The sequence below is a fragment of the Simiduia agarivorans SA1 = DSM 21679 genome, from assembly GCF_000305785.2.
GTDB lineage: Bacteria > Pseudomonadota > Gammaproteobacteria > Pseudomonadales > Cellvibrionaceae > Simiduia > Simiduia agarivorans.
This window is the reverse complement of the sequence record NC_018868.3, coordinates 1,459,112-1,479,856: the sequence shown is the minus strand read 5'-3', so window position 1 is coordinate 1,479,856 and position 20,745 is coordinate 1,459,112. Positions and strand designations below refer to the sequence as shown.

Genomic DNA, 20,745 nt, shown 5'->3' with positions numbered 1-20,745 from the left:
ATAACGGGGGGGGATCAACTTCAAGGTGGTTGGCCCCTTGATCCCTTAGGCTAGCTTGCCATAAGTGAAACAGATCCCGAATCTGAAGATGCGAGTGGATTGGCTTTAGCTTCCTCAATGAATCTGTGTTCCGAGAAACCAGATTCAGGATCATCCACGCCTTTGCGCTGTATTTCCACGGAAGACATGATGCCATTGATCAATTTAATCATGGGGGCGGCGGGTATCTGTTTTTCAATCTCTTGCTCGTCGGTGGCTCTGCCTTGACGGTCTAGCACAAAGCAAAAACACACAAAATACTCTTTGTTTAAGGGGATAAATTTCAGAATATGCCTGATGTGTTCTCCTTGCCGCAACATGGAGAGCGATATGTAAGGTGAGTTCTTGGTACTACCCACCGCCCAATTGTCTGGTTTGCTATACATGTTTATCCGCTCGTTATTTACATAGATATGATGATAGTTAGCCTCTATGTATTCCTCTATCGCGTACTTCAACGCAGGATAGGACAATAAATCAGCCGACTCTTTAAGCCTTTTGGGTTTGACAATTTCCACCATCAGAGAAAGTTGTGCCACCGTCCCCCCCCACCAGGGTGCATTGAATGCCCAGGTTCTGAAAAACGAGCGCCAGGATTCGATGATAGGGGGAGTACCAGCTTTTGGGACGTCGTAGGAGCGTCCGTGTTCTACAACGTCTCTCTTTGCCTGAATTGCCCTATTCGCCCCTGGTGTCATTGGGTAATGGGGAGGCGCAGTGAATTCGATGATATTGCCCGCGGCTTCAATAGAAACTTTGGATGCTAACCAGGAATAAGGCAGTACGCCATTAACCGGATATTTAGGTGCTCTCAACCTTATGCGGGTTGCGCTTATGGTAGTAAGCATTATAGATGCGCCTTTATTTTGTGGTGTAGTCTTGGTGCAACCTGTTCAGTCACTGTAGAGGCTGCGGCAACGCCACCTACAGTACCTCCGGTGACGGCAGCAATAAAGCTGATAATAGCAGGTACGGCTGGTGCACTCATTGTCGCGCCTCCGGCTGCAAGGAGTGTTGCTACTGCGGCTAGCCCTCCTTGGATTGTAAGGCCTTGCTTAACAAAATCAACGCCAGCCATCAAAAGGTTATAGTCGTCATCATTTTTGTAGCGAGACCTAATCACGCCTAATTGACCGCTGTTGCCTACTACGTTCAGGAAGCCAACCTTAGTCACGTCCCTTTCAAGGGACATTCCCAACTTCATTGCCGACTCAACTGCTTGCTTTGTGCTTGTTTTTGGTTCAAGCATAAATAGGTGATGATCTTTCAGTTGTATACCTTGTGTGGACAAAATCTTGAGCGCTTGCGACAGGACAGCGGAGCCTCCACGTTCTGAAACCCAAACAATGCCTTTCTGCTTGCTTGCAGAGGCCATAGAATTGGCAAGCAGTAGAGCAGAGCCGTTCAGTTCTTCCATATCTAATGGGCGTAACGCTTTTCTTAGGTTGCGAAGCCCGCCGATCTGTTTGTCACCAGGAGTAAAGTGATAGTCAAACCCAATGCGCTCTATCTGCTTGCCACTGAAAAACGGGGTACTTTTGGCGCTGTTAGCCGCCATCTCTAGGGCCCTACTCTGTCGCTCGTATCCGCTGTCGCTTACAACTACGACATAGTCGTCTCGTTTTTCTATAACACCGTTTTTTACAGGTCTGGAGTCCCAGCCCGCATTGCCGTTTTCCGCCCGATACAGGCCTGGCTTCGCGTCTTCCGACAGGAGTTCGAAGTAATGTGCATCAGGCGCGAAATGCAGCAACTTATACCCATCGCCATCCAGTTTCTCGGCCGTCACCTTACAGCCGGGCAGTACCACGACAAACTCTTCCTTGCCGTCGCGGCGGGCGCCGCCTGGGTGGACGAAGATGTTGTTCATGTGCAGGCGGCCGGCGGCCAGGTGTTGAATGCCTTTGACGGTAACCTGGGCCCAGTAGTTGTTGCGTTTGGCCAGCTTATAGAGTTCGTCGTAGATGGGTTTTGCTTGGGGGGGAATGTAGACAGGTTTGCCTGATCGTTCTCCGGCAATTACATGGCAGCGGGAGACGGGGTTTACGTCTAGCAACATAGGAAAATCCTTTTAATCTGACAACTCCGGCCCCGCGGGGAAATCTCGCGCGAATATATAAAGGTTTTTTCTATGCGGGCGGAAGCGATCTTAAATGTCGCCGGAAATTGCGACATTGGTCTTAGTTTTGTGGGGCAATTTAGCTGGATATTGAAAAATTGGGCAGAACGCCCATATCAGATTGGCGTGCATCTGCTGTAACGGTGAATTGACGGGAATGGGTTTCTCGCTGATTTGATCTGGGGGCTATGCGCTCATTGCATGCCAATGCTGAAAGGCAAGGTTGGAAAAGCACATGGGAGGTGCGTTACTCCAAAACCGCCGCCTGAATGGTGGATTGCGCTTCGCTTAATCCACCCTACGCAATGGCTATCTTAACGGCGGCTGTTTTGCCAATGCTGAAAGGCAAGGTCGGAGAAGCACGTGGTGGGGCGTTTCTCCAAAACCGCCGCTTAAAATTTTTTGCGCCTTTCTAAATGGTGGATTGCGCTTTGCTTAATCCACCCTACGGAATGGTTTTCTTGTGGATTACTGGCCTTTGCGTGACTGGGCAATGTAATAGCGGGCGTCTTTGGCGTGCTTCACGCAATTGTCGAAATTTTCCACCGTTTGCATGGACTTGGCCATGCCCAGCAGGCCGAGGGCTTTGGAGTAGCTGACGGTGCCGGCGAAGCCTTCGGCTTTGGCGACGTCCAGTTCGGCCCAGGCGGTAGACAGTTGGCCTGAGCAGGCATCGCGGTAGGCGGTTTTGCCGGCGCAGCTGGCAAGTGCGGCAAGGGCTAGCAGTATCAGGGTATATTTCATGGGGTACCTTTGGTTCTGTGTGCCTGTCTTAATATTCGGGTTCAGTTCTATCAGGAACGCAAGTTTATTGATTCTCCGGTCAGTATGTCGACCGTGGCGTGATATCCGGGTTGATATCGCCATAGACCTCTTCGGGGTCCACGTCGTTTAATAGCAGTTCTTCCCGCACCGTTTCAATGTGCTCCAGAATGATTTGATAGCGGTCACCGTATTCGTATTGGGTGACTTCAATGGCCTTGGGCATGTAGGTGAAGGCGATTTTAAGTGCTTGCAGGGCACTTTCAGGCATTTTTTCGCTCATGGTCGGCTCGTTGGGTTCTGGTGGTAGAGGGGAGTTTAATCAATTCGAGGGTGTTTTGTCTGGGGGCGGGGGCCCGGGCCACGTTCGGGGGAGAAAGCAGTGCTTTCCTCCATGATTAGCCGGGGTGCGGAGGGGAGGCTATTCGGGGCTGGGACGCGGACGGCCGCGCCACCCAGCCTCCAATTGCGTAGGGTGCAATAGCCTGGCGTATTGCACCATTGATCACGGGGCCATTTCGCATTGCTGACACACCCTTCGGTACTGGCCTGAAGGTTTTCTGGGGGCTGGCTTAGGGCTCAGGCCACCGCTTTCTGGCGCGCCTGGTTGGCGAGGTATTCCTCGTAGGTACCCTGGAAGTCGATTAGCTGCTGGTCTTTGACCTCGATGACGCGGGTGGCCAGAGACGAAACAAATTCCCGGTCGTGGCTTACGAATATCAACGTGCCATCAAAATGCTTGAGTGCCGTATTGAGTGACTCAATGGCTTCCATATCCAGGTGGTTGGTGGGTTCGTCCATGATCAGGACGTTCAGGTCCATCATCATCAGCTTGCCAAACAGCAGGCGGTTCTTCTCACCGCCCGAACAGACTTTCACTTTTTTATTGGCGTCATCTGCCGTGAATAGCAGCCGGCCCAACATGCCGCGCACCTGTAAATCGTCGTGCTTGGGCTGGCGCCATTGCGACATCCATTCAAACAGCGTCAGGTCGCAATTGAAATCGGCGCTGCTGTCTTGTGGGCAATAACCGATGGTGGCATTTTCTGCCCATTTAATGGTGCCGCCCTGGGCGGTGATTTCGTTCATCAGGCAGCGCAGAAACGTGGTTTTACCCACGCCGTTTTCGCCGATCACCGCGAGCTTGGCGCCTGCTTCCAGAATCAGGTCACCCTTTTCGAACAGCGGCTCCTCAAAGCCGTGGCTCAGATGCTCAAGGATCAATGCCTGGCGATGGAGCTTCTTGTCCTGCTTGAAACGGATGTAAGGCGACACCCGGCTGGAGGCTTTCACTTCGTCCAGGCTGATCTTTTCCATTTTACGGGCGCGCGACGTGGCCTGCTTGGCCTTGGAAGCGTTAGCCGAAAAACGATTCACAAACGCCTGCAGGTCTTCCAGCTCGGCGGTCTTTTTGGCGTTTTCCGAGAGCAACTGCTCCCGCGCCAGATTGGCGGCAGCCACAAACGCTTCGTAGTTGCCGGGGTAGATGCGCAATTCGCCGTAGTCGATATCGGCCATGTGGGTGCACACGGCATTGAGAAAGTGGCGGTCGTGCGAAATGATGATCATGGTGCTGGAGCGCGCATTCAGCATGTCTTCCAGCCAACCAATAGTGTGGATGTCGAGGTTATTGGTGGGTTCGTCCAGCAACAGGATATCGGGGTTGGCAAACAGCGCTTGCGCCAGTAGCACCCGCAATTTCCAGCCCGGTGCCACCTGCTTCATCAAGCCGAAATGCAGCGCCTCATCAATGCCGGCCTGCAGTAAAATCTCGCCGGCACGGCTCTCTGCCGTATAGCCATCGCGCTCGGCGAACTGCACTTCCAGCTCTGCCACGGCCATACCATCTTCTTCGGTCATTTCGGCTTTGGCATAAATGGCATCGCGCGCCTGTTTGATTTTCCACAATTCCACATCGCCCATGATCACCGCGTCGACCACCGTGTATTCCTCAAAGGCGAACTGGTCCTGGCTGAGCGTGCCGATGGTGCACCCGGGTTCGATAGACACGTTACCCGCCGTAGGGGCCAAGGCACCACTCAGGATCTTCATGAAGGTGGACTTTCCACAGCCGTTGGCGCCAATCAGGCCATAGCGGTTGCCGTTACCGAATTTGGCCGAAATGTTCTCAAACAGCGGCTCAGCGCCAAACTGCATGGTGATGTTAGCGGTGGAAATCACGGGAATACCTGTCTGAGGCTGGGTTACTGCATGGGGATAATGCAAAAGGCCGCGCACTATATAGGTTTGCGGGGAGCAGGTCGAGTGGATTTGGTTGATTTTTGAGCTGAGGCGATCGGGATTAATCGTCGAGTCAGTAGGATTGTGGTCAATAGAGTAAGAGTCGTTGAAGCTACAATAAAAAGGGAGCAATGACTCTGCCCCCATTGCTCCTTAAGATTCTTACACCATAAGTTAGCCGAAACTACGCAGGTAATTTACGCAGTCTTTTTCTTCCTGGGTAGTCCAGCCCGCATCCATCAATTCGGCCAGGTAGCGTCTGAGCGCACCGTGTGCTCTAAAGGCGACGGAGAGGGGACTGCCAATTGAAAGGGACCGAACTTTATTGGTATAGAGGAGAGCGATGTCGTCAGCATCGGTATGGTATTTGTCGTTGAGTTGTTGAAAGACGGCGAGCACTTTATCCAGCTCGTAGCTGCACTCGGTTACCAAGGCGCTCGCCATTCCGCTTTCGTCAGTGGACACCAGATTCGTGAAGCGGGGTATAAATTGTTTGGCAAACTCGCCATCAGGGCCAGCAATCTCTACATAAACTTGATCGGCAGAGATGGCGCCAATGACGCCACCAATAACCACGCCAACAGCCACACCAACGGGGCCAAACCAAATACCTGCCAAGGCTCCCCCTGCAGCACCGCCAGCAAAGCCGCCGCCGAGGTTGGCGGCCTCTCGGCCAGTGGCTTTCCACTTATTATCTGCCACGCTGATGTTGTAAATGGCGATGCCAGCGGCGAGTACCCAAAGCGCTTTGCCGGCTACGCCAAGCCTTGCGGCCTGAGCATTGACCTTGGGGCGGGCACGGCCCGCGCTTTCGACTATCTCGATAAATACGCGGTCTTTTTCAGCGCCGTTGAGTAGCCGAAAGGGTTTTTTGAACAAGGAATTTGCGTACTTGTTCATCAAATCATCCAGGTTTAGTCCTCTGGCCTTTAGCGCCTTGGCCTTAGCTCTGCCTATATCGCTGGAGCGAACGCGGGCGAACTCCATGAGTTCATTGCGCATCTGGTTGGCTGTCGTTGCGGCTTGTTTTGGCGTAATCGCGCCAGATTCTACTGAGGCGATCAGCTCACGCGAGAATTGCTTGGTTTGTCGCATGTATGCCTGCCGAACCTTGGCATCACCAATGAAGCGGTAGCCGAAATTGACAGCTTGCACTTCCATGTCGCGAATGGCTTTATCAACAGTATCTTTGCTATAAACCGGTTCCATGGTTTTATCCTATTGCGCTATTTGTTCGACCGAGAGCGATCTTTTCGCCAGATACGAATCATATGAAATGGCGTTGTGGTTAAAGAGTTGTCGGATATTGCGGGCGGGATGCGAGCGTACGGATACCCGGAAGGTACCGTTGTCCGAGAATGAAAATTGCAGATTTCCGTTCGTGATTACTTGTGGGTTAGCGTAGATGCCTGGCGTATAAGGTCTGCCGATATTGACGCACTCAAAGTCGGATTCGCCTGGTCTGGCGAGGATGATGTGTAGCATTTCTTCGTAGGGGCAATCTTCAGAGGTGATGACCAGAAAACGGCCGTCAGCAAGGGCGTATTGGTCTTCTAATTTGACGCCAGGCACGTTTAAGAGAGGTGTGCTCCCATCGGCTATGAGCCTCGACTCGGTATCGTTCAAAGGCTCCAGGGAAAATACAGTAGTGGTTTCCATATCCATTTGACCTGTTTGAACAGACCAGTGATGCTAGCCGCTGAAGTCAAAGTGTGGAAGGTTTTTTTGGGTTTCGAGGATGGTCTGGGCGGTAAGGTGGACTTCGGTACCACAAAGCGGCAGGTTGGCGGCGTGCCGAGCTGGAGATCTGTGCTAATACCTAAGCATCATTCGCGGCTGGGAAGCCGCTCCAACAAATACTGCTTCGCAGTTGGGGTGCGGGCGGCCACTACTGCGCGCCCACAGGCATTTCTCTCCAGTGATAAAAAACAAAAAAGGGTGCCGAAGCGCCCTTTCTTTAATGACCGGCCAAAAGCCAATCACTCATCCCGATACGCATCCACGCTTGGGCAGGTACACACTAGATTCCGGTCGCCGTACACATTGTCGATACGGTTCACGGTGGGCCAGTATTTGTGGCCTTTCAGGAAAGCGGTGGGGCGGACGGCGGTTTCGCGGGAGTAGGGGCGGTTCCACTCGTCGGCCAGTACGTCTTCCTGCGTGTGGGGTGCATGGAACAACGGGTTGTTGTCGGCGCCGTAGGTGCCGGCTTCCACGTCGGCGATTTCCTTGCGGATGCACACCATGGCTTCAATGAAGCGATCCAGTTCGTCTTTGGATTCGGATTCGGTGGGCTCAATCATCAGCGTGCCGGCAACCGGGAAGCTCATGGTGGGCGCGTGGAAACCGTAGTCCATCAGGCGCTTGGCGATGTCTTCTTCGGTCACGCCGCTGGCTTCTTTTACCGGGCGCAGGTCCAGCAGACATTCGTGGGCAATAAAGCCGTTTTTGCCTTTGTACAGAATCGGGTAATGCTCGGAGAGTTTCTTGGCCACGTAGTTGGCGTTCAGCATGGCGTATTCGGTGGCCATCTTCATGCCCTTGGCGCCCATCATTTTGATGTACATCCAGCTGATGGGCAGGATAGAGGCAGAACCCCAGGGCGCGGCCGAAATGGTGCCGTTGGCGGGGTCGGTGCCGGGGACCGGCTGTACCGGGTGGCCGGCCACGAACGGAGCCAGATGCGATTTCACACCAATGGGGCCCATGCCCGGGCCGCCGCCGCCGTGCGGAATACAGAAAGTTTTGTGCAGGTTCAGGTGGGATACGTCGCCACCGAATTTGCCCGGTGCGGCCACGCCCACCAGCGCGTTCATGTTGGCACCGTCCACGTACACCTGTGCGCCGATGGAATGCATCAGCTCACAGATGTCGGTAATGCCTTCTTCAAACACACCGTGGGTGGAGGGGTAGGTGACCATCAGTGCGGCAATCTGCTTGCCGTAGGTATCTACCTTGGCTTGCAGGTCGGCAATGTCCACGTTGCCCATCTTGTCACATTCCACAACCACCACTTTAAAGCTCACCATCATGGCGGTGGCCGGGTTGGTGCCGTGGGCAGACGATGGAATCAGGCAGATGTTGCGATCGGTTTCGCCTTTGGATTCAAAGTATTTTTTGATCGCCACCAGGCCGGCGTATTCGCCTTGCGAGCCGGCGTTCGGCTGCAGGGACACCGCATCGTAACCGGTGCAGGCCACCAGCATATCCTGCAGCTCTTCAAACAATTGCTTGTAGCCCTGGGCCTGTTCCATGGGGGCGAAGGGGTGCAGCTTGCCGAACTCGGGCCAGGTCACCGGAATCATTTCGGCGGTGGCGTTCAGCTTCATGGTGCAGGAACCGAGCGGAATCATGGCCTGGTTCAGGGCCAGGTCGCGCGACTCCAGGCGCTTGAGGTAGCGCAGCATGTCGGTTTCTGAGTGATAGCTGTTGAACATGGGGTGGGTGAGGAACGGCAGCTGACGCTTCAGCTCTTCGGTGATCGGGCTTTCGGCAGAGGCGTCCAGCGCGGTCAGATCCGCCGTCACACCCAGCGCGGCCAGCAGTGCGGCCAGGTCTTCCACTGTGGTGGTTTCGTTCAGGCTGATGCCCAGGCCATCGGTGCCCACTTTGCGCAGGTTGATCTCGGCTTTCAGCGCGGCCTCGTACAAGGCCTGCTGCTTGTCGGTTTTAATGGTAACGGTATCGAACCAGGTGCTGTGCGCCAGGGTATGGCCGGCATTTTTCAGTGCCGCCGCCAACACGTTGGTCAGGTGGTGAATGCGGGTGGCAATGCGCTTCAGGCCTTCCGGGCCGTGGTACTGGGCATAGAAGGTCGACATCAGTGCCAGCAATACCTGGGAGGTACAGATGTTGGAGTTGGCTTTCTCGCGGCGGATGTGCTGCTCGCGGGTCTGCATGGCCATGCGCAGGGCGGTTTTGCCACGGGCGTCAACCGATACTCCGATGATGCGGCCGGGCGCGGAGCGCTTGTAGGCATCGCGGAAGGCGAAGAAGCCGGCGTGCGGGCCACCAAAGCCCATGGGTACGCCAAAGCGCTGGTTGGTTCCTACTACCACGTCGGCGCCCATGGCGCCGGGCGACTTATACAGCACCAGACTCATCAGGTCGGTAGCCACGGTGGCCAGTGCGTCTTTCTCGTGCACCTTATTAATGATGGCAGTGAGGTCTTTCACTTCGCCGGTGGTGCCGGGGTATTGCAGCAGGGCGCCGAAGAAGTCCAGGCCGTCCAGGTCGGTTTCCGGGTTGCCCACCACCACGTTGAAGCCGAAATGCTCGGCGCGGGTTTTCACGATCGCAATGGTCTGCGGGTGGGTGTCGTCGGCCACGAAGAAGGTCTCGGACTTGTTCTTGCGCATCTGGCGCTTGCACATGGCCATGGCTTCAGCCGCGGCGGTGCCTTCGTCCAGCATGGAGGCGTTGGCCAGTTCCATGCCGGTGAGGTCGATGATCATTTGCTGGAAGTTCAGCAGGCCTTCCAGGCGACCCTGGGCAATTTCCGGCTGGTAGGGCGTGTAGGCGGTGTACCAGCCCGGATTTTCCAGCACATTGCGCAGGATCACGTGCGGCACGTGGGTGTCGTGGTAGCCCATGCCGATGTAGGTTTTGAATACCTGGTTCTTGTCGGCCACTTTACGCAGGTAGCTGAGCGCTTCCACTTCGGTTACCGCGGGCTCCAGGGCCTCGGTGGTGGTGGCGCGGATCTTGGCCGGTACCGTCTTTTCAATCAGCTCTTCAATGCTGGCAACGCCCAAGGCGGCAAGCATATCGGCGGTTTCACGGGCATCGGGGCCAATGTGGCGGCCGATGAATTCTTCGTGATGGGCGAGTTCCTGGTAACGGCTGGTCATGGGAGCTACCTGTAGGGTTTAAATCAGGGAGTTTAGCAGGCCCGAAACGGCGGGTTTGGGGCCGCAATTTTAAGGCGCGCAGTCTAACAGGGGGTTTCCTGATCAGCAATTTAAATTTCCTATAGGAAACTTTTGTGATTTCCCTTGCAGGGGCCGATATCCCGTGTAACATCACCCGCAAATCAGGATGCCTATGGTTGGTAAGCACTAACAATGCGGCATAGCAAGGGCACAGGAGCAGCGGTGAGCGACAATCGAGACAAAGAAATGAACCAGCCATCCGTATTGGAAGTGGCGCGCAAGGACGACGGCAAATTCGTTGAACCGCTGCAGCTGGGCAAACGCCTGAAAGAAATCCGCCTGGCCAATAACCTTACGCTGGAAGAAGCCAGTCGGCTCACCGGCCTGGCACGCTCCACGCTCTCGAAAATCGAGAACGAACAGATATCGCCGACCTTTCAGGCGGTGCAGAAGCTCACGGCCGGCCTCGGCATCGACATCCCGCAGTTGTTTGTGCCGCCCTCTGATGGCCCCACCGCCAATGGCCGGCGCGACATTTCCCGCGCGGGCGAGGGCCAGCCTCACCCCACCACGACCTATGAACACGAACTCCTGTGCACCCAGATGCGCGACAAGAAAATGGTGCCGTTCAAGTGCACTGTGCGCGCCCGCAGCTTCGGGGACTTCGACGACTGGGTACGCCACGAAGGTGAGGAATTCATGCTGGTGCTGTCCGGCGCGGTTGAGGTGTACACCGAATTTTACGAGCCGGTGAAACTTTCAGAAGGTGACAGCATCTATTACGACGCACGCATGGGCCATTGTCTGGTGTCGGTGTCCAAAGACGATGCGGTGGTGCTTTGGGTGACCAGCCGTTGAAACCGGGGCGATAGGCCCCATTTAGCAGTCCTGGGTTCGAAGGGACCCTGGCACTTGGCTGCGTTAAGCTGCCGTTTATCCAAGGTGGCGCAGACTCAGATTGCGCACCCTGCCTGATACACTCACAACAGTTCCGCAGGGAAGGCGGGAGATGGTAAATAAAAGGATAAGAGGGAAGGGCGCAGGCCCACTGTTATGACTGACTCACCGATTTTCTGGGTTGCCGTGGCAATTACTCTGGGTATGGGTGCCCGGGGCTTCTGGCATGGCTTCTCCAAAGCATTAGCCCGCCTGCAATTGCTGGTGCTGGCGTTGGTAGCCACCGGAGCTCTGCTGGCGCCCGTGACCCGCTATACCCGCGAATGGCTCGAATGGCCGCTGTATTTCCACCAGCTGGTGTTTGGTGGTCTCCTGTTTGCGTTGTTCTATTCCGTCAGCTGTTCACTGTTGACCTTGTTGTTTGACCGCAAGCCCGTGCTCAATCCCTGCCCGGAAGGGGAAGAAAGTCCTGAACAAAAGGCCCAGCGCCTGAGCCTTGGCTCGCGCATCATGGGCTTGATTCTGGGCCTGCTGGCCGGTGCCGCCATTTCGGTGGTGATTGCGTTTCTCGCCGGCGTGCGGCCGGATTTTGATGTGCTGGAAAACGATGCCAACCGCCTGCTTGAAAACAGCGGCGAGCTTTCGGCCTATGGTTACGAGCAGGACGCCTTTGATGCCCCCGATGAGTCGCCGGTGAGCGCATTGATTAATGCACTGGTGCTGTCCCCGGTGAAGGGCGTCAAGTTATTGCAGGCCACGTCGCGCCAACCCGAATTTGCCGCATTGCTGGAAAACCCTTCCGCCCAGCGCCTGATGGCCAGCCGCGATATCGTGGCTCTGACCGATGACCCCACGTTTGACCAATTGATTGCCACCAGCCCGGTGCAGGACCTCTGGCGCCTGCAACGCGAGCTGGAAGCGCTGACCGACCGCCAGCTGGAGCGCGAAACCGCGGCCCAACTGGTGGATATGTACCACCGGGTGAACCGGGTGCGCCAGCATCCCCGGGTGATGGAAGCCCTGTCCGATACCGAGTTCCGCCAGTTTTTGCAGAGCGCAGATCTGGCCAGCCTGACCCGGGATGCCCGCGTTTTGGAGCTGGGTGACGTGATAATCGGTGCGCGATCAACAAACTGATTAAAAAGCTGCCAAGTTTTTTATTTATATTGCGCCAAACACATGCTTTGTTGAAATTATTGTCATTTGACTGGTGGGTCTGTGCAGGCCCTGTGGTTTTCCGTAACGTTTTCCGCCCGCCGCTGGCCAGAGCCCGGCGGATGGCCTATCACTGTTGGAAAGCTCTCGGGAGATGCAGATGAAAGCACTGGTGAAGCGCGAAGCAAAAGAAGGGTTGTGGCTGGAAGACGTGCCCGAACCCGAGGTTGGCATGAATGACGTGCTGATCAAAGTGAAACGTACCGCCATTTGCGGCACCGATCTGCATATCTACAACTGGGATAAGTGGGCTCAGAAAACTATTAAAACCCCCATGGTGATCGGTCACGAATTTGTGGGCGAAATCGTCTCTGTGGGCGCCAACGTACAGGATTTTCAACCGGGCGAGATCGTCTCCGGTGAAGGCCATGTAGTGTGCGGCCACTGCCGCAACTGCATGGCGGGCCGCCGCCATCTGTGTAACGACACCTCCGGTATCGGCGTGAACCGCGCCGGCGCCTTTGCCGAATACATTGCGCTGCCCGCCGCCAACGTGTGGGAACACCGCCCGGGTATCGACCTGGATGTGGCGTCATTGTTTGACCCTTTCGGTAATGCGGTGCACACCGCACTGCAATGGCCTCTGCTGGGTGAAGACGTATTGATTACCGGTGCTGGCCCCATTGGTGCCATGGCCGCGGCCGTGTGTAAACACGCTGGCGCACGCCACATTGTGATTACCGATCTGAACGACACCCGCCTCGAACTGGCCGCCAGATTGGGTGCTACCCGCACGGTGAATGTGACCAAAGAAAAGCTGGAAGATGTGGTCAAATCCCTCGGCATGAGCGAAGGTTTTGACGTGGGCCTGGAAATGTCCGGCGCACCGGCGGCGTTTAATTCCATGCTCGACAACATGGCCCACGGCGGCAAGATTTCCATGTTGGGGATTCCCGGCGATGACATGGCCATCGACTGGAACAAAGTGATTTTCAACATGCTCACCATCAAAGGCATCTACGGCCGGGAAATGTACGAAACCTGGTACAAAATGAGTGTGATGGTGGAAACCGGTCTGGACATCACCCCGGTGATTACTCACCGCTTGCACTACACCGACTTCCAGAAAGGCTTCGACGCCATGCGCGCCGGCGAGGCCGCCAAAGTCATTCTGAATTGGGAATAAAAGAGCCGTTACCAGCGACTCATTTTGGGTCGCTGGTAACAGGCTTTCTCTAGTCACTAGCGATTAGCAACTAGGAACTTTTTTATGTACGGCAACTTCCAACAACATTTACAGGCTCAGCTGGACGAAATCAAAGACGCTGGCTTGTATAAATCCGAGCGTCAGATCGAAGGCCCGCAGGGCGCCAGCATTCAGGTGAATGGCAAGCAGGTGCTGAATTTCTGCGCAAACAACTACCTGGGGCTGGCCCAGCACCCGGAAATACAAACTGCTTGTGCCGAAGGCCTGGCAAAGTGGGGCTACGGCATGGCCAGTGTGCGGTTTATTTGCGGCACCCAATCCTTGCACAAGCAGCTCGAGCAAAAAATCAGTACGTTCCTGGGCATGGAAGACACCATTCTTTACCCCAGCTGTTTTGATGCCAATGGCGGCTTGTTTGAAACGTTGCTCACCGCAGAAGACGCGATCATTTCCGATGAGCTGAATCACGCCTCCATTATCGACGGCGTGCGGCTGTGTAAAGCCCAGCGCTACCGCTTTAAAAACAGCGACATGGCCGATCTGGAAGCCCAGTTACAAGCCGCCGACAAGGCCGGCGCCCGCTTCAAGCTGATCAGCACCGACGGCGTGTTTTCCATGGACGGTTACATCGCCAACCTGCAGGCCGTGTGTGACCTGGCGGAAAAGTACAACGCCATTGTTCACGTGGACGACTCCCATGCCACGGGTTTTGTGGGCGAACACGGCAAGGGCTCGCACGAACACTGCGGTGTGATGGGCCGGGTGGATATTATTACCGGTACGCTCGGCAAGGCATTGGGCGGATCGTCTGGCGGCTTCACCAGCGCGCGCAAGGAAATTGTCGACATGCTGCGCCAGCGCTCGCGCCCTTACTTGTTTTCCAACACCGTAGCGCCACCCGTGGTAGCGGGTGCATTAAAAGCAATGGAGTTGGTGCAAAACGATGCCCTGCGCCAGCAGCTGAAAGACAACACCGCCTACTTCCGTGCCGGTTTGGAAAAACATGGCTTTGATCTGTTGCCCGGTGAACACGCGATCGTGCCGGTAATGTTGTACGACGCGAAAAAAGCGGCTGCGCTGGCGGAGAAAATGCTGGAGAAGGGCGTGTATGTGATTGCCTTCTCTTTCCCGGTAGTACCCAAGGGCAAAGCCCGTATCCGCACCCAGATGTCCGCCGCCATGACCCGCGCCGAACTGGATCATGCGATAAAGGCCTTTGGCGAGGCGAAAGCTGAGTTGGGGTTGTAAATCACCCACCGAATAAAAAACCCCGCTTAGCGGGGTTTTTTTATGGATGCCGGCAGGGTGGCACGTTCTAGGTGAATGGTATCGGCTTATTCCCCGGCGCTTTTCGCCGCCAACGCCCGCTCTTCCACCAGCGCCCGGGCCTGTTCAAACTGGTCTTTGCCTTTAATCTCGTAGATGTATTTGATCGGGATTTTGACCCGGATATTGGCGTTGCCAGCGTAAACACCATCGAATCTGGCCATGACCCGGCCAGCATTGGAAGTGACCCCGATGGCGTGGCTGAACGCGATATCTCTGTCGGGCCGGGTTAGTACCAGCAGGTAACGTTTGTTGGCGCCAGCGCTGACGGTCAGTACCTGATCGTTGATGCGGCCCCAGCCTTTAATGTCGCTGCTTCTGAAGCTGTCGATGGACTTGAATTCATCGAATTGGTAGTCGGGCCTGCCGTTATTGGCCATCACCATCATGGATGCGAGCAGGGCGATAATACCCAGAGTCAGTTGTTTCATTATGATGTCCTCCTTGCCTGTTGGATGCCCCGGTGGGCAATAAGTTCCCGCGCTAACCCTATGGGAGTAGTCAGCCGCTCATACAGTCGGGTGAGCAGATGGCCGTGCGCATACGATTTCATAGGTTCCTAAGGGTTGGTGCGCCGGGTCCGGAGGAGTAGAATCCGCCGCCATTAGCATTGGGGGCAATATGGACACTGTGATAATCGGGTTGGCTGTGCTGGCTTTCCTGCTGGTGGTATTCGAAGAAGTTATTCACATTAATAAGGCTAAATCCACGCTGTTTATCGGCACTTTGTGCTGGCTGCTGGCCTATATTTTTCCCCTTCACGGCGCCAGCGCAGAGGAAACCACCCTGCAGCTGAATGAAAACCTGTTGGAAATTGCCACCTTGTGGTTATTCCTGATGGCAGCCATGACCTTTGTGGCGTATCTCAATAGTCAGGGATTTGTGTCTGCGCTGGTGCAGCGGATTCTGCCCAACGAATTGCACGAGCGCACGCTGATGGTGATTCTGGGCGCGTTTGCGTTCATCTTTTCCTCCTTTGCCGATAACGTCACCGCCACGCTGGTCACCCTGGCGGTCATCACTAACCTGAAAATTGCCGTGCGCAAACGTCTGAAGTACGCCACCCTGGTGGTGTTTGCTGTCAACAGCGGCGGCGTATCGCTGATTACCGGTGACGTGACTACCCTGATGATCTTCCTGGCCGGCAAAGTCACTATTGTGGATTTGCTGTTGCTGATTCTGCCCTCGCTGTGCGGCGTGGTGGTCTTGGCGGCCATGCTGGGTGTGAGAATGCGCGGGCGGGTGAAATTTGATGCCGAAATCCGACCCATTGATGCCACTGATGTGATCATCGCCGGCGTGTTTGTCGCGACCATTTTTGCCACACTGGGGCTCAATGCCGCTTTCCAGGTGCCGCCGGTACTGACCTTCCTGTTCGGTTTGAGCTGTATGTTCCTGATTGCGCAATACCTGATGCGCAAAACCAACCGCAACATCATGCACTACATCCGCGAGATCGAGTTTGATACCTTGCTGTTCTTCCTGGGGGTGCTGCTCATTGTGGGTATGCTGAAGGAAATCGGTGTACTGAACGAGCTGGTCAGTATCTACGATGCCATGGCACCACGCTATGCCAACTATCTGATGGGGCTTGCATCGGCATTGATTGATAATGTGCCCCTGACCGCGGCACTGCTGAAAACCGATGTGGCGATGACCGAAGCGGCCTGGTTGTCGCTCACCTACGCGACCGGCGTGGGTGGGTCGTTGCTGATTATCGGCTCGGCCGCTGGCATTATTGCAATGAGCAAAGTGAAAGAATTGAATTTTCTCAGTTACCTCACCATGTTCGGCTATCTGTTAGTGGCCTACAGCGTGGGCTACTGGCTGAGCTTCTGGGTAGGGTCGGTGTTTCTGGGCGGGTGATGCGGATCTTTGCGTTGAAAAAAGCCGCCGTTGCGGCGGCTTGAATTCACCGGGAAAATTTAGTCCAGCGGAATCCGCATGACGACACCGCCCATGATGTCGCCGAGTTTAAAATCGGTTTTCGGGCTGTCGATGTGATCGTTGTGGCACTTGGTGCACGCTTCGGAAACGGCCATGTCTGCATACACCGCTGTGAAGTACTTTTTGCCACCCAATTCTTCGGTGCCGTAAAAGTTCTTGCCCTTGTTGGCGTTGACAAACTCCAGGCCCTCTTTCTCCATTGGGGTTTTCGGGGCATTTTGCTTGTTAATGGGCCAAAGCGAGAGCAGGGCATAGGTAAAGCCGGCGTTCTTTTTGGCGACGCCCTCGGCGCCCATGCGCAACATCTGTGCGGGCAGTGGCAGTGCTTGCTCTTCTTTCCAGTGTTCGTCGGCAGTGATGACCTCCTCCTCATTCTGCAAACGGTTGACCACGTGGCGAGTGTAAACCGCCCGGTCGGACTCAATGACAGCGTAGATTGCATCGGCCATGCGTTGCGGCGTGATTTCTGCCTGCGTCGCAGCGGCACCCAGCGTGGTGATCGCCAATGTGGCGCCTAGTAAACCTTTCTTCATGGTACTGCCTCCTTTTCGTGGTGAAGAAGTGGGTGTTTTTTTATTCTTTCGCTTCGCGCATTTTGCGTCGTTGCTCAATTCTGTCCCTTACCAGGTCCATGCTGGTGTGATGGGGCTCCGGTTTTTCCGAAAAGTTGGCGTCTATTAACGCCTTGTCAGCCAACGCCGCCATAGAAAACTCCACGCCGTGGCAGTTGCCGCACACGCTGCGTAACATTTTGCTGTTGGGCTGTAGCGTTGCGCTTTGGTTGTGCTCCACCACCACGTTGCGCCCTTTTTTGATGCGTGGCATGTGGCAGGTGGCGCAGCTGACCGCTTCTTTTTCATTTTTGTCGCCGGCCACAAATTGTGTCCACAGCTGGCCGTGGCTGCTGCTCAGAAAGTTATTGCTGTGGTCGTCATTGTGGCAGCCCAGGCAGGCATCAACTGCGGCAAACGTCAGGTCTGTCTTGTGCGGCTGGTGGCAGCTGCTGCAATTGAGTTCGGCGCTATGTACATCGGAATGCATGGGACGGATTGCCATCGCTGGGCTCATGGGGGTGAGCGTTTCACCCAATGTCTTTGCAAGGCGCATGCCGTGTTTACCTTGGGTAAAACGTTCGGTTTGTTTTTCATGGCATTGGCCGCAGCTGTTCAGATTCAGGTCCAGCCCGGTACGGGTTTTACCTTCATCGTTCTGATGACAGTCGGAACAATTAACCTGGGCAACAGCATGATGGCTGTCGGCCCAGAGTGCTACGATATCCTCGCGCTCATCCAGGTTAAGCGTTTGACCATCGTGTTGGGCGGGCGTGAGTGGTGGGGTGTTTTTATTTTTCTTCAACCATTGGGCCAGACCCGAGCGTTCGGGCCACTTGCTGCGCTTCAGCAGCCAGGGATCTTTGGTGTGTTTGCGCAGGAAATTTTCATACAGGGCAGTATTGTCGTGGTAGTTGTGGCAGCCTGAATTGGTGCAGGTTTCAAACCCGAATTCGGTATGGCTTGGGCGCTCTTGCGCGATATCCTGATGGCAGTGCGCGCAGAAATCCTTTGCCAGTGTGACGCCGTAGTCGCGGGTGATTTCCGGTTTGTGTTCCCGATGGCAGGTCACGCACTGGGTCGCGTCCAGGTGAGACAGCAGCTCGGCATTGCGTGGGTCGGTGAATTTGGCTTGCGGGTGTGAATCGCTGAACTTGTTCAATTCTTCCAGGTGGCAGGACTCGCACGCGGTTTGCATGACGGCCCGATCGGCAAATGGTCCACCGTGGCAGCTGTCACAGGCCAATTCAATCTGATGGTGTCCATGGGTGGGCGGGCCGGAAATGAACAAGCGCTTATCACCCTGCCAGAGGTTGTAGCCCAGAAGCAGCGAAAGTATGGCGGTGATCACAAGGCCGTAGTGCCAGAATTTAAATTGGTAGTTCATGAATTATTGTTAGAAATAGTAAACCGCAAAAATGTGATACCCCAGGAGCGCCGGCAACATCCATAACAGGGTGTAATGTACCCTCGACCACCAGGTACGGTGTTGGCGCAGTTTCAAGTCTGTCCAATGGTGATTGCGCGCCATAAACACACCCACCAAAGAGCCGGTCAGCGTGGCAGCCAGAAACACGGCCATCAAAACGAAATTCAGGTTATTGCCCATCCGCAATCCGGTGTGAATCATCAACACGGCCAGCGCAATGACGCCGATAATGGAATGGACATAACGCCAGTCGTCCAGATGGCCAACATTGAGCTTTTTCCAGCGCTTGCGGATTGAAAGTCCTGCGGCCAGCAGGCTCAGTGCCAGCAGGGTGTAACCGCTCACTTGTTTCCAGAAATTGTCGAACCAGAGTTTTTCCAGTTGCCAGGTCACTTGTGCGCTTTCACCGATGCCAATGGGCTTAAACAGCACCGTCATGGCCATCAATACGATGGCAACAACCGAAAACCAGTAGATGGGTTTGTAGTGGCGCATGACCAGGTTGGGGGCGGGTGCATCCAGCAGTTGCGCCAACAAAGGTTTGCAGGAGCCACAGGTCACACCGGCTTTGGTGGCGCCACATAAGCTTTCCATGGTGCGGTTACCGCCTTCCATGGCAGAGGTCAGGGTGCCACGGGTGACGCTTTCACACAGGCACACAATGTAGTCGTCCGGTTGATCCTTGACGTGTTTTTGGGCACTGTCGCGCCAAAGGTTGCCGGACTTGTCGAATTGCAGCAGTGAGCGGGTTTTGATTTTTTGTTCGGTGGTGAGGAATTCTTGCAGGCTGGGTAGCTCGTCCCACCTGCCAATGTGTATGTAGCCAATCAGTCGTTGGTTGATGACAAACAGCTTTCGGTAGATGCCTTTCAGTCGATTGGCATAGACATAGGAGCGGGCGTGCGGATTATTCACATCGCCAATAAGCGCACTGGGCTGACTGCCGAATTTCAGTTGGATGTTGCCGGGTGAGCCTTTGTAGGGCATGGCAAAGCCGGACACGTGAGTGCTCATGGGGCTGACTTGTTCGAAACCGGGGGCTACCACGCCATACGTCTGGCCGCCGTGCTCGGCGCATTCGCCCACCGCATAAATGGCGGGATCGCTGGTTTGCATGACGTCGTTAACGAGGATGCCACGCGCGGTTTCGAGGCCGGCGTCTTTGGCAAGGCCGGTATTGGGTGTGACCCCGGTACAGTACACCACGGTGTCGCACTCGATCAGCTTGCCGCTTTCCAGCTGTACGCCAATAACCTTGCCATCCTGGCCTTTGATATGGGTGATCGGATCACCCTGCAGCACATGAACCCCGGCAGTTTCCAGACTGTCGGCGAGAATTTCCTGGGCGCGTTTATCCAGAGACGGGTCTAACAGGTAATTGCGAGCCTGCAGAAATACGCGGTTTTCCCGGGTCTTCATGCCGAGTGCAGCTTCGATGCCCAGCGGACCCGAACCGATAACAAAAACGCCGTGGCTCTGCTCTTTGCGTTCGAGCAAGGACTCGGTGTCTGCCAGGGTACGGAACCTGAGCACGTTTTCCAGATCGATACCGGGTATGTCCGGCACTACCGCCGTCGAGCCCGTGGCAATGACCAGAATATCGTATGGCCAGCTTTTGTGGTTTTCATCCACCACGCGCTTCTGGCGTCGGTCTATCTCGACAATCCGGCTGTTGACCCATTGTTCCTGGGTATTGGTTGACGTCTCGCTGCGCTCGCCTATATTGATTGAGTCGCGCCCGACTTCGCCCGACAAATACAATGACAATTGCACTCGGTTGTAGGGGGCGTGGGGCTCTTCACCAAAAACGGTAACGCGATGGGATGGGTTCTGACCGGCCAGCATGCGCGCGGCGCGAATACCAACAGGGCCGCTGCCAATCACAATCAGTGACTGGTGTTTGGCTTGCACATGAGTGCTGGAACTGGCGTTCGTGCAATTATTGTTGTCTGGCGAAGGCCTGGGTTCGATACCTGAACGAGTATTCATTGTCCTCACTGGAAAGTGATTAACCGTTAACCGAACAGTCGCGGCTGTCCCGGGTAAGCTGCGCCGGTTCAATCCAGTGCGGCCTTAAACACGCGAAAATAAACTACAACAACACCTTAGGCCTGGTGTTGCAAAACCATCGCGCGTGCTTCCCTTCTTTTAAACTGGCAGTCTGCCAAATCCCTCTGTTGACTTCTTTCTTCTACGGAAGA

The 20,745-nt window shown here is 55.2% G+C and carries 17 protein-coding genes; 5 read left to right on the top strand and 12 right to left on the bottom strand.

Annotation, left to right across the window (positions count from 1 at the left end):
• Positions 1 to 50 precede the first annotated feature (50 nt).
• The 8 genes from M5M_RS06560 to gcvP form a co-directional block, all read right to left on the bottom strand.
• Positions 51 to 887 (bottom strand): hypothetical protein, encoded by an 837-nt coding sequence (locus M5M_RS06560; protein ID WP_015046693.1) that lies wholly within the window; start codon positions 885 to 887, stop codon positions 51 to 53.
• Positions 887 to 2,098, bottom strand: a complete 1,212-nt coding sequence (locus M5M_RS06555; RefSeq protein WP_015046692.1) for a hypothetical protein — start codon at positions 2,096 to 2,098, stop codon at positions 887 to 889. Before M5M_RS06555 ends, M5M_RS06560 begins: the two co-directional genes overlap by 1 nt.
• 528 nt (positions 2,099 to 2,626) lie before the next feature.
• Complete coding sequence (locus M5M_RS06550) at positions 2,627 to 2,902, bottom strand: hypothetical protein (protein ID WP_015046691.1); 276 nt, start codon at positions 2,900 to 2,902, stop codon at positions 2,627 to 2,629.
• A 79-nt stretch (positions 2,903 to 2,981) separates the two neighbouring features.
• Positions 2,982 to 3,203 carry a hypothetical protein gene (locus M5M_RS06545; protein ID WP_015046690.1) on the bottom strand — a complete coding sequence of 74 codons (222 nt, stop codon included), beginning with the start codon at positions 3,201 to 3,203 and terminating at the stop codon, positions 2,982 to 2,984.
• Positions 3,204 to 3,499: 296 nt separating this feature from the next.
• Complete coding sequence (locus M5M_RS06540) at positions 3,500 to 5,101, bottom strand: ABC-F family ATPase (protein ID WP_015046689.1); 1,602 nt, start codon at positions 5,099 to 5,101, stop codon at positions 3,500 to 3,502.
• 234 nt (positions 5,102 to 5,335) lie between these two features.
• On the bottom strand, positions 5,336 to 6,370 hold the full coding sequence (locus tag M5M_RS06535; protein ID WP_015046688.1) for a hypothetical protein: 1,035 nt from the start codon (positions 6,368 to 6,370) through the stop codon (positions 5,336 to 5,338).
• 9 nt (positions 6,371 to 6,379) lie between these two features.
• A complete protein-coding gene (locus M5M_RS06530; protein WP_016389273.1) occupies positions 6,380 to 6,820 on the bottom strand; it encodes a hypothetical protein in 441 nt (146 codons plus the stop codon).
• A 320-nt stretch (positions 6,821 to 7,140) separates the two neighbouring features.
• Positions 7,141 to 10,011, bottom strand: coding sequence for an aminomethyl-transferring glycine dehydrogenase (gene gcvP, locus M5M_RS06525; protein WP_015046686.1), 2,871 nt, complete (start codon positions 10,009 to 10,011; stop codon positions 7,141 to 7,143).
• Between the two features lie 243 nt (positions 10,012 to 10,254).
• Here gcvP and M5M_RS06520 point away from each other — a divergent pair, with 243 nt between their 5' ends.
• The 4 genes from M5M_RS06520 to M5M_RS06505 all read left to right on the top strand — a co-directional run bounded on the left by M5M_RS06520 (position 10,255) and on the right by M5M_RS06505 (position 14,539).
• Entirely contained in the window at positions 10,255 to 10,890 is a 636-nt protein-coding gene (locus M5M_RS06520) for a helix-turn-helix domain-containing protein (RefSeq protein WP_015046685.1), read from the top strand.
• 195 nt (positions 10,891 to 11,085) lie between these two features.
• Positions 11,086 to 12,066: a hypothetical protein gene (locus M5M_RS06515; RefSeq protein WP_015046684.1), complete on the top strand. Its 981-nt coding sequence runs from the start codon at positions 11,086 to 11,088 to the stop codon at positions 12,064 to 12,066.
• Between the two features lie 178 nt (positions 12,067 to 12,244).
• Entirely contained in the window at positions 12,245 to 13,270 is a 1,026-nt protein-coding gene (tdh, locus tag M5M_RS06510; protein WP_015046683.1) for an L-threonine 3-dehydrogenase, read from the top strand.
• Between the two features lie 84 nt (positions 13,271 to 13,354).
• Positions 13,355 to 14,539, top strand: a complete 1,185-nt coding sequence (locus tag M5M_RS06505; protein ID WP_015046682.1) for a glycine C-acetyltransferase — start codon at positions 13,355 to 13,357, stop codon at positions 14,537 to 14,539.
• A gap of 86 nt (positions 14,540 to 14,625) precedes the next feature.
• Here the strand turns inward: M5M_RS06505 and M5M_RS06500 are convergent, their stop codons facing one another.
• A complete protein-coding gene (locus tag M5M_RS06500) occupies positions 14,626 to 15,048 on the bottom strand; it encodes a DUF6491 family protein (RefSeq protein ID WP_015046681.1) in 423 nt (140 codons plus the stop codon).
• A 190-nt stretch (positions 15,049 to 15,238) separates the two neighbouring features.
• Here M5M_RS06500 and nhaD point away from each other — a divergent pair, with 190 nt between their 5' ends.
• Complete coding sequence (gene nhaD / locus M5M_RS06495; protein WP_015046680.1) at positions 15,239 to 16,483, top strand: sodium:proton antiporter NhaD; 1,245 nt, start codon at positions 15,239 to 15,241, stop codon at positions 16,481 to 16,483.
• Positions 16,484 to 16,542: 59 nt separating this feature from the next.
• On the opposite strand, the gene M5M_RS06490 is transcribed toward nhaD, so the two are convergent.
• The 3 genes from M5M_RS06490 to M5M_RS06480 are packed head-to-tail and all read right to left on the bottom strand — an operon-like array spanning position 16,543 to position 20,533.
• Positions 16,543 to 17,097: a Tll0287-like domain-containing protein gene (locus tag M5M_RS06490; protein WP_015046679.1), complete on the bottom strand. Its 555-nt coding sequence runs from the start codon at positions 17,095 to 17,097 to the stop codon at positions 16,543 to 16,545.
• Positions 17,098 to 17,137: 40 nt separating this feature from the next.
• On the bottom strand, positions 17,138 to 18,502 hold the full coding sequence (locus M5M_RS06485; RefSeq protein ID WP_015046678.1) for an ammonia-forming cytochrome c nitrite reductase subunit c552: 1,365 nt from the start codon (positions 18,500 to 18,502) through the stop codon (positions 17,138 to 17,140).
• Positions 18,503 to 18,511: 9 nt separating this feature from the next.
• Positions 18,512 to 20,533, bottom strand: a complete 2,022-nt coding sequence (locus tag M5M_RS06480; RefSeq protein ID WP_081640117.1) for an FAD-dependent oxidoreductase — start codon at positions 20,531 to 20,533, stop codon at positions 18,512 to 18,514.
• Positions 20,534 to 20,745: the final 212 nt, after the last annotated feature.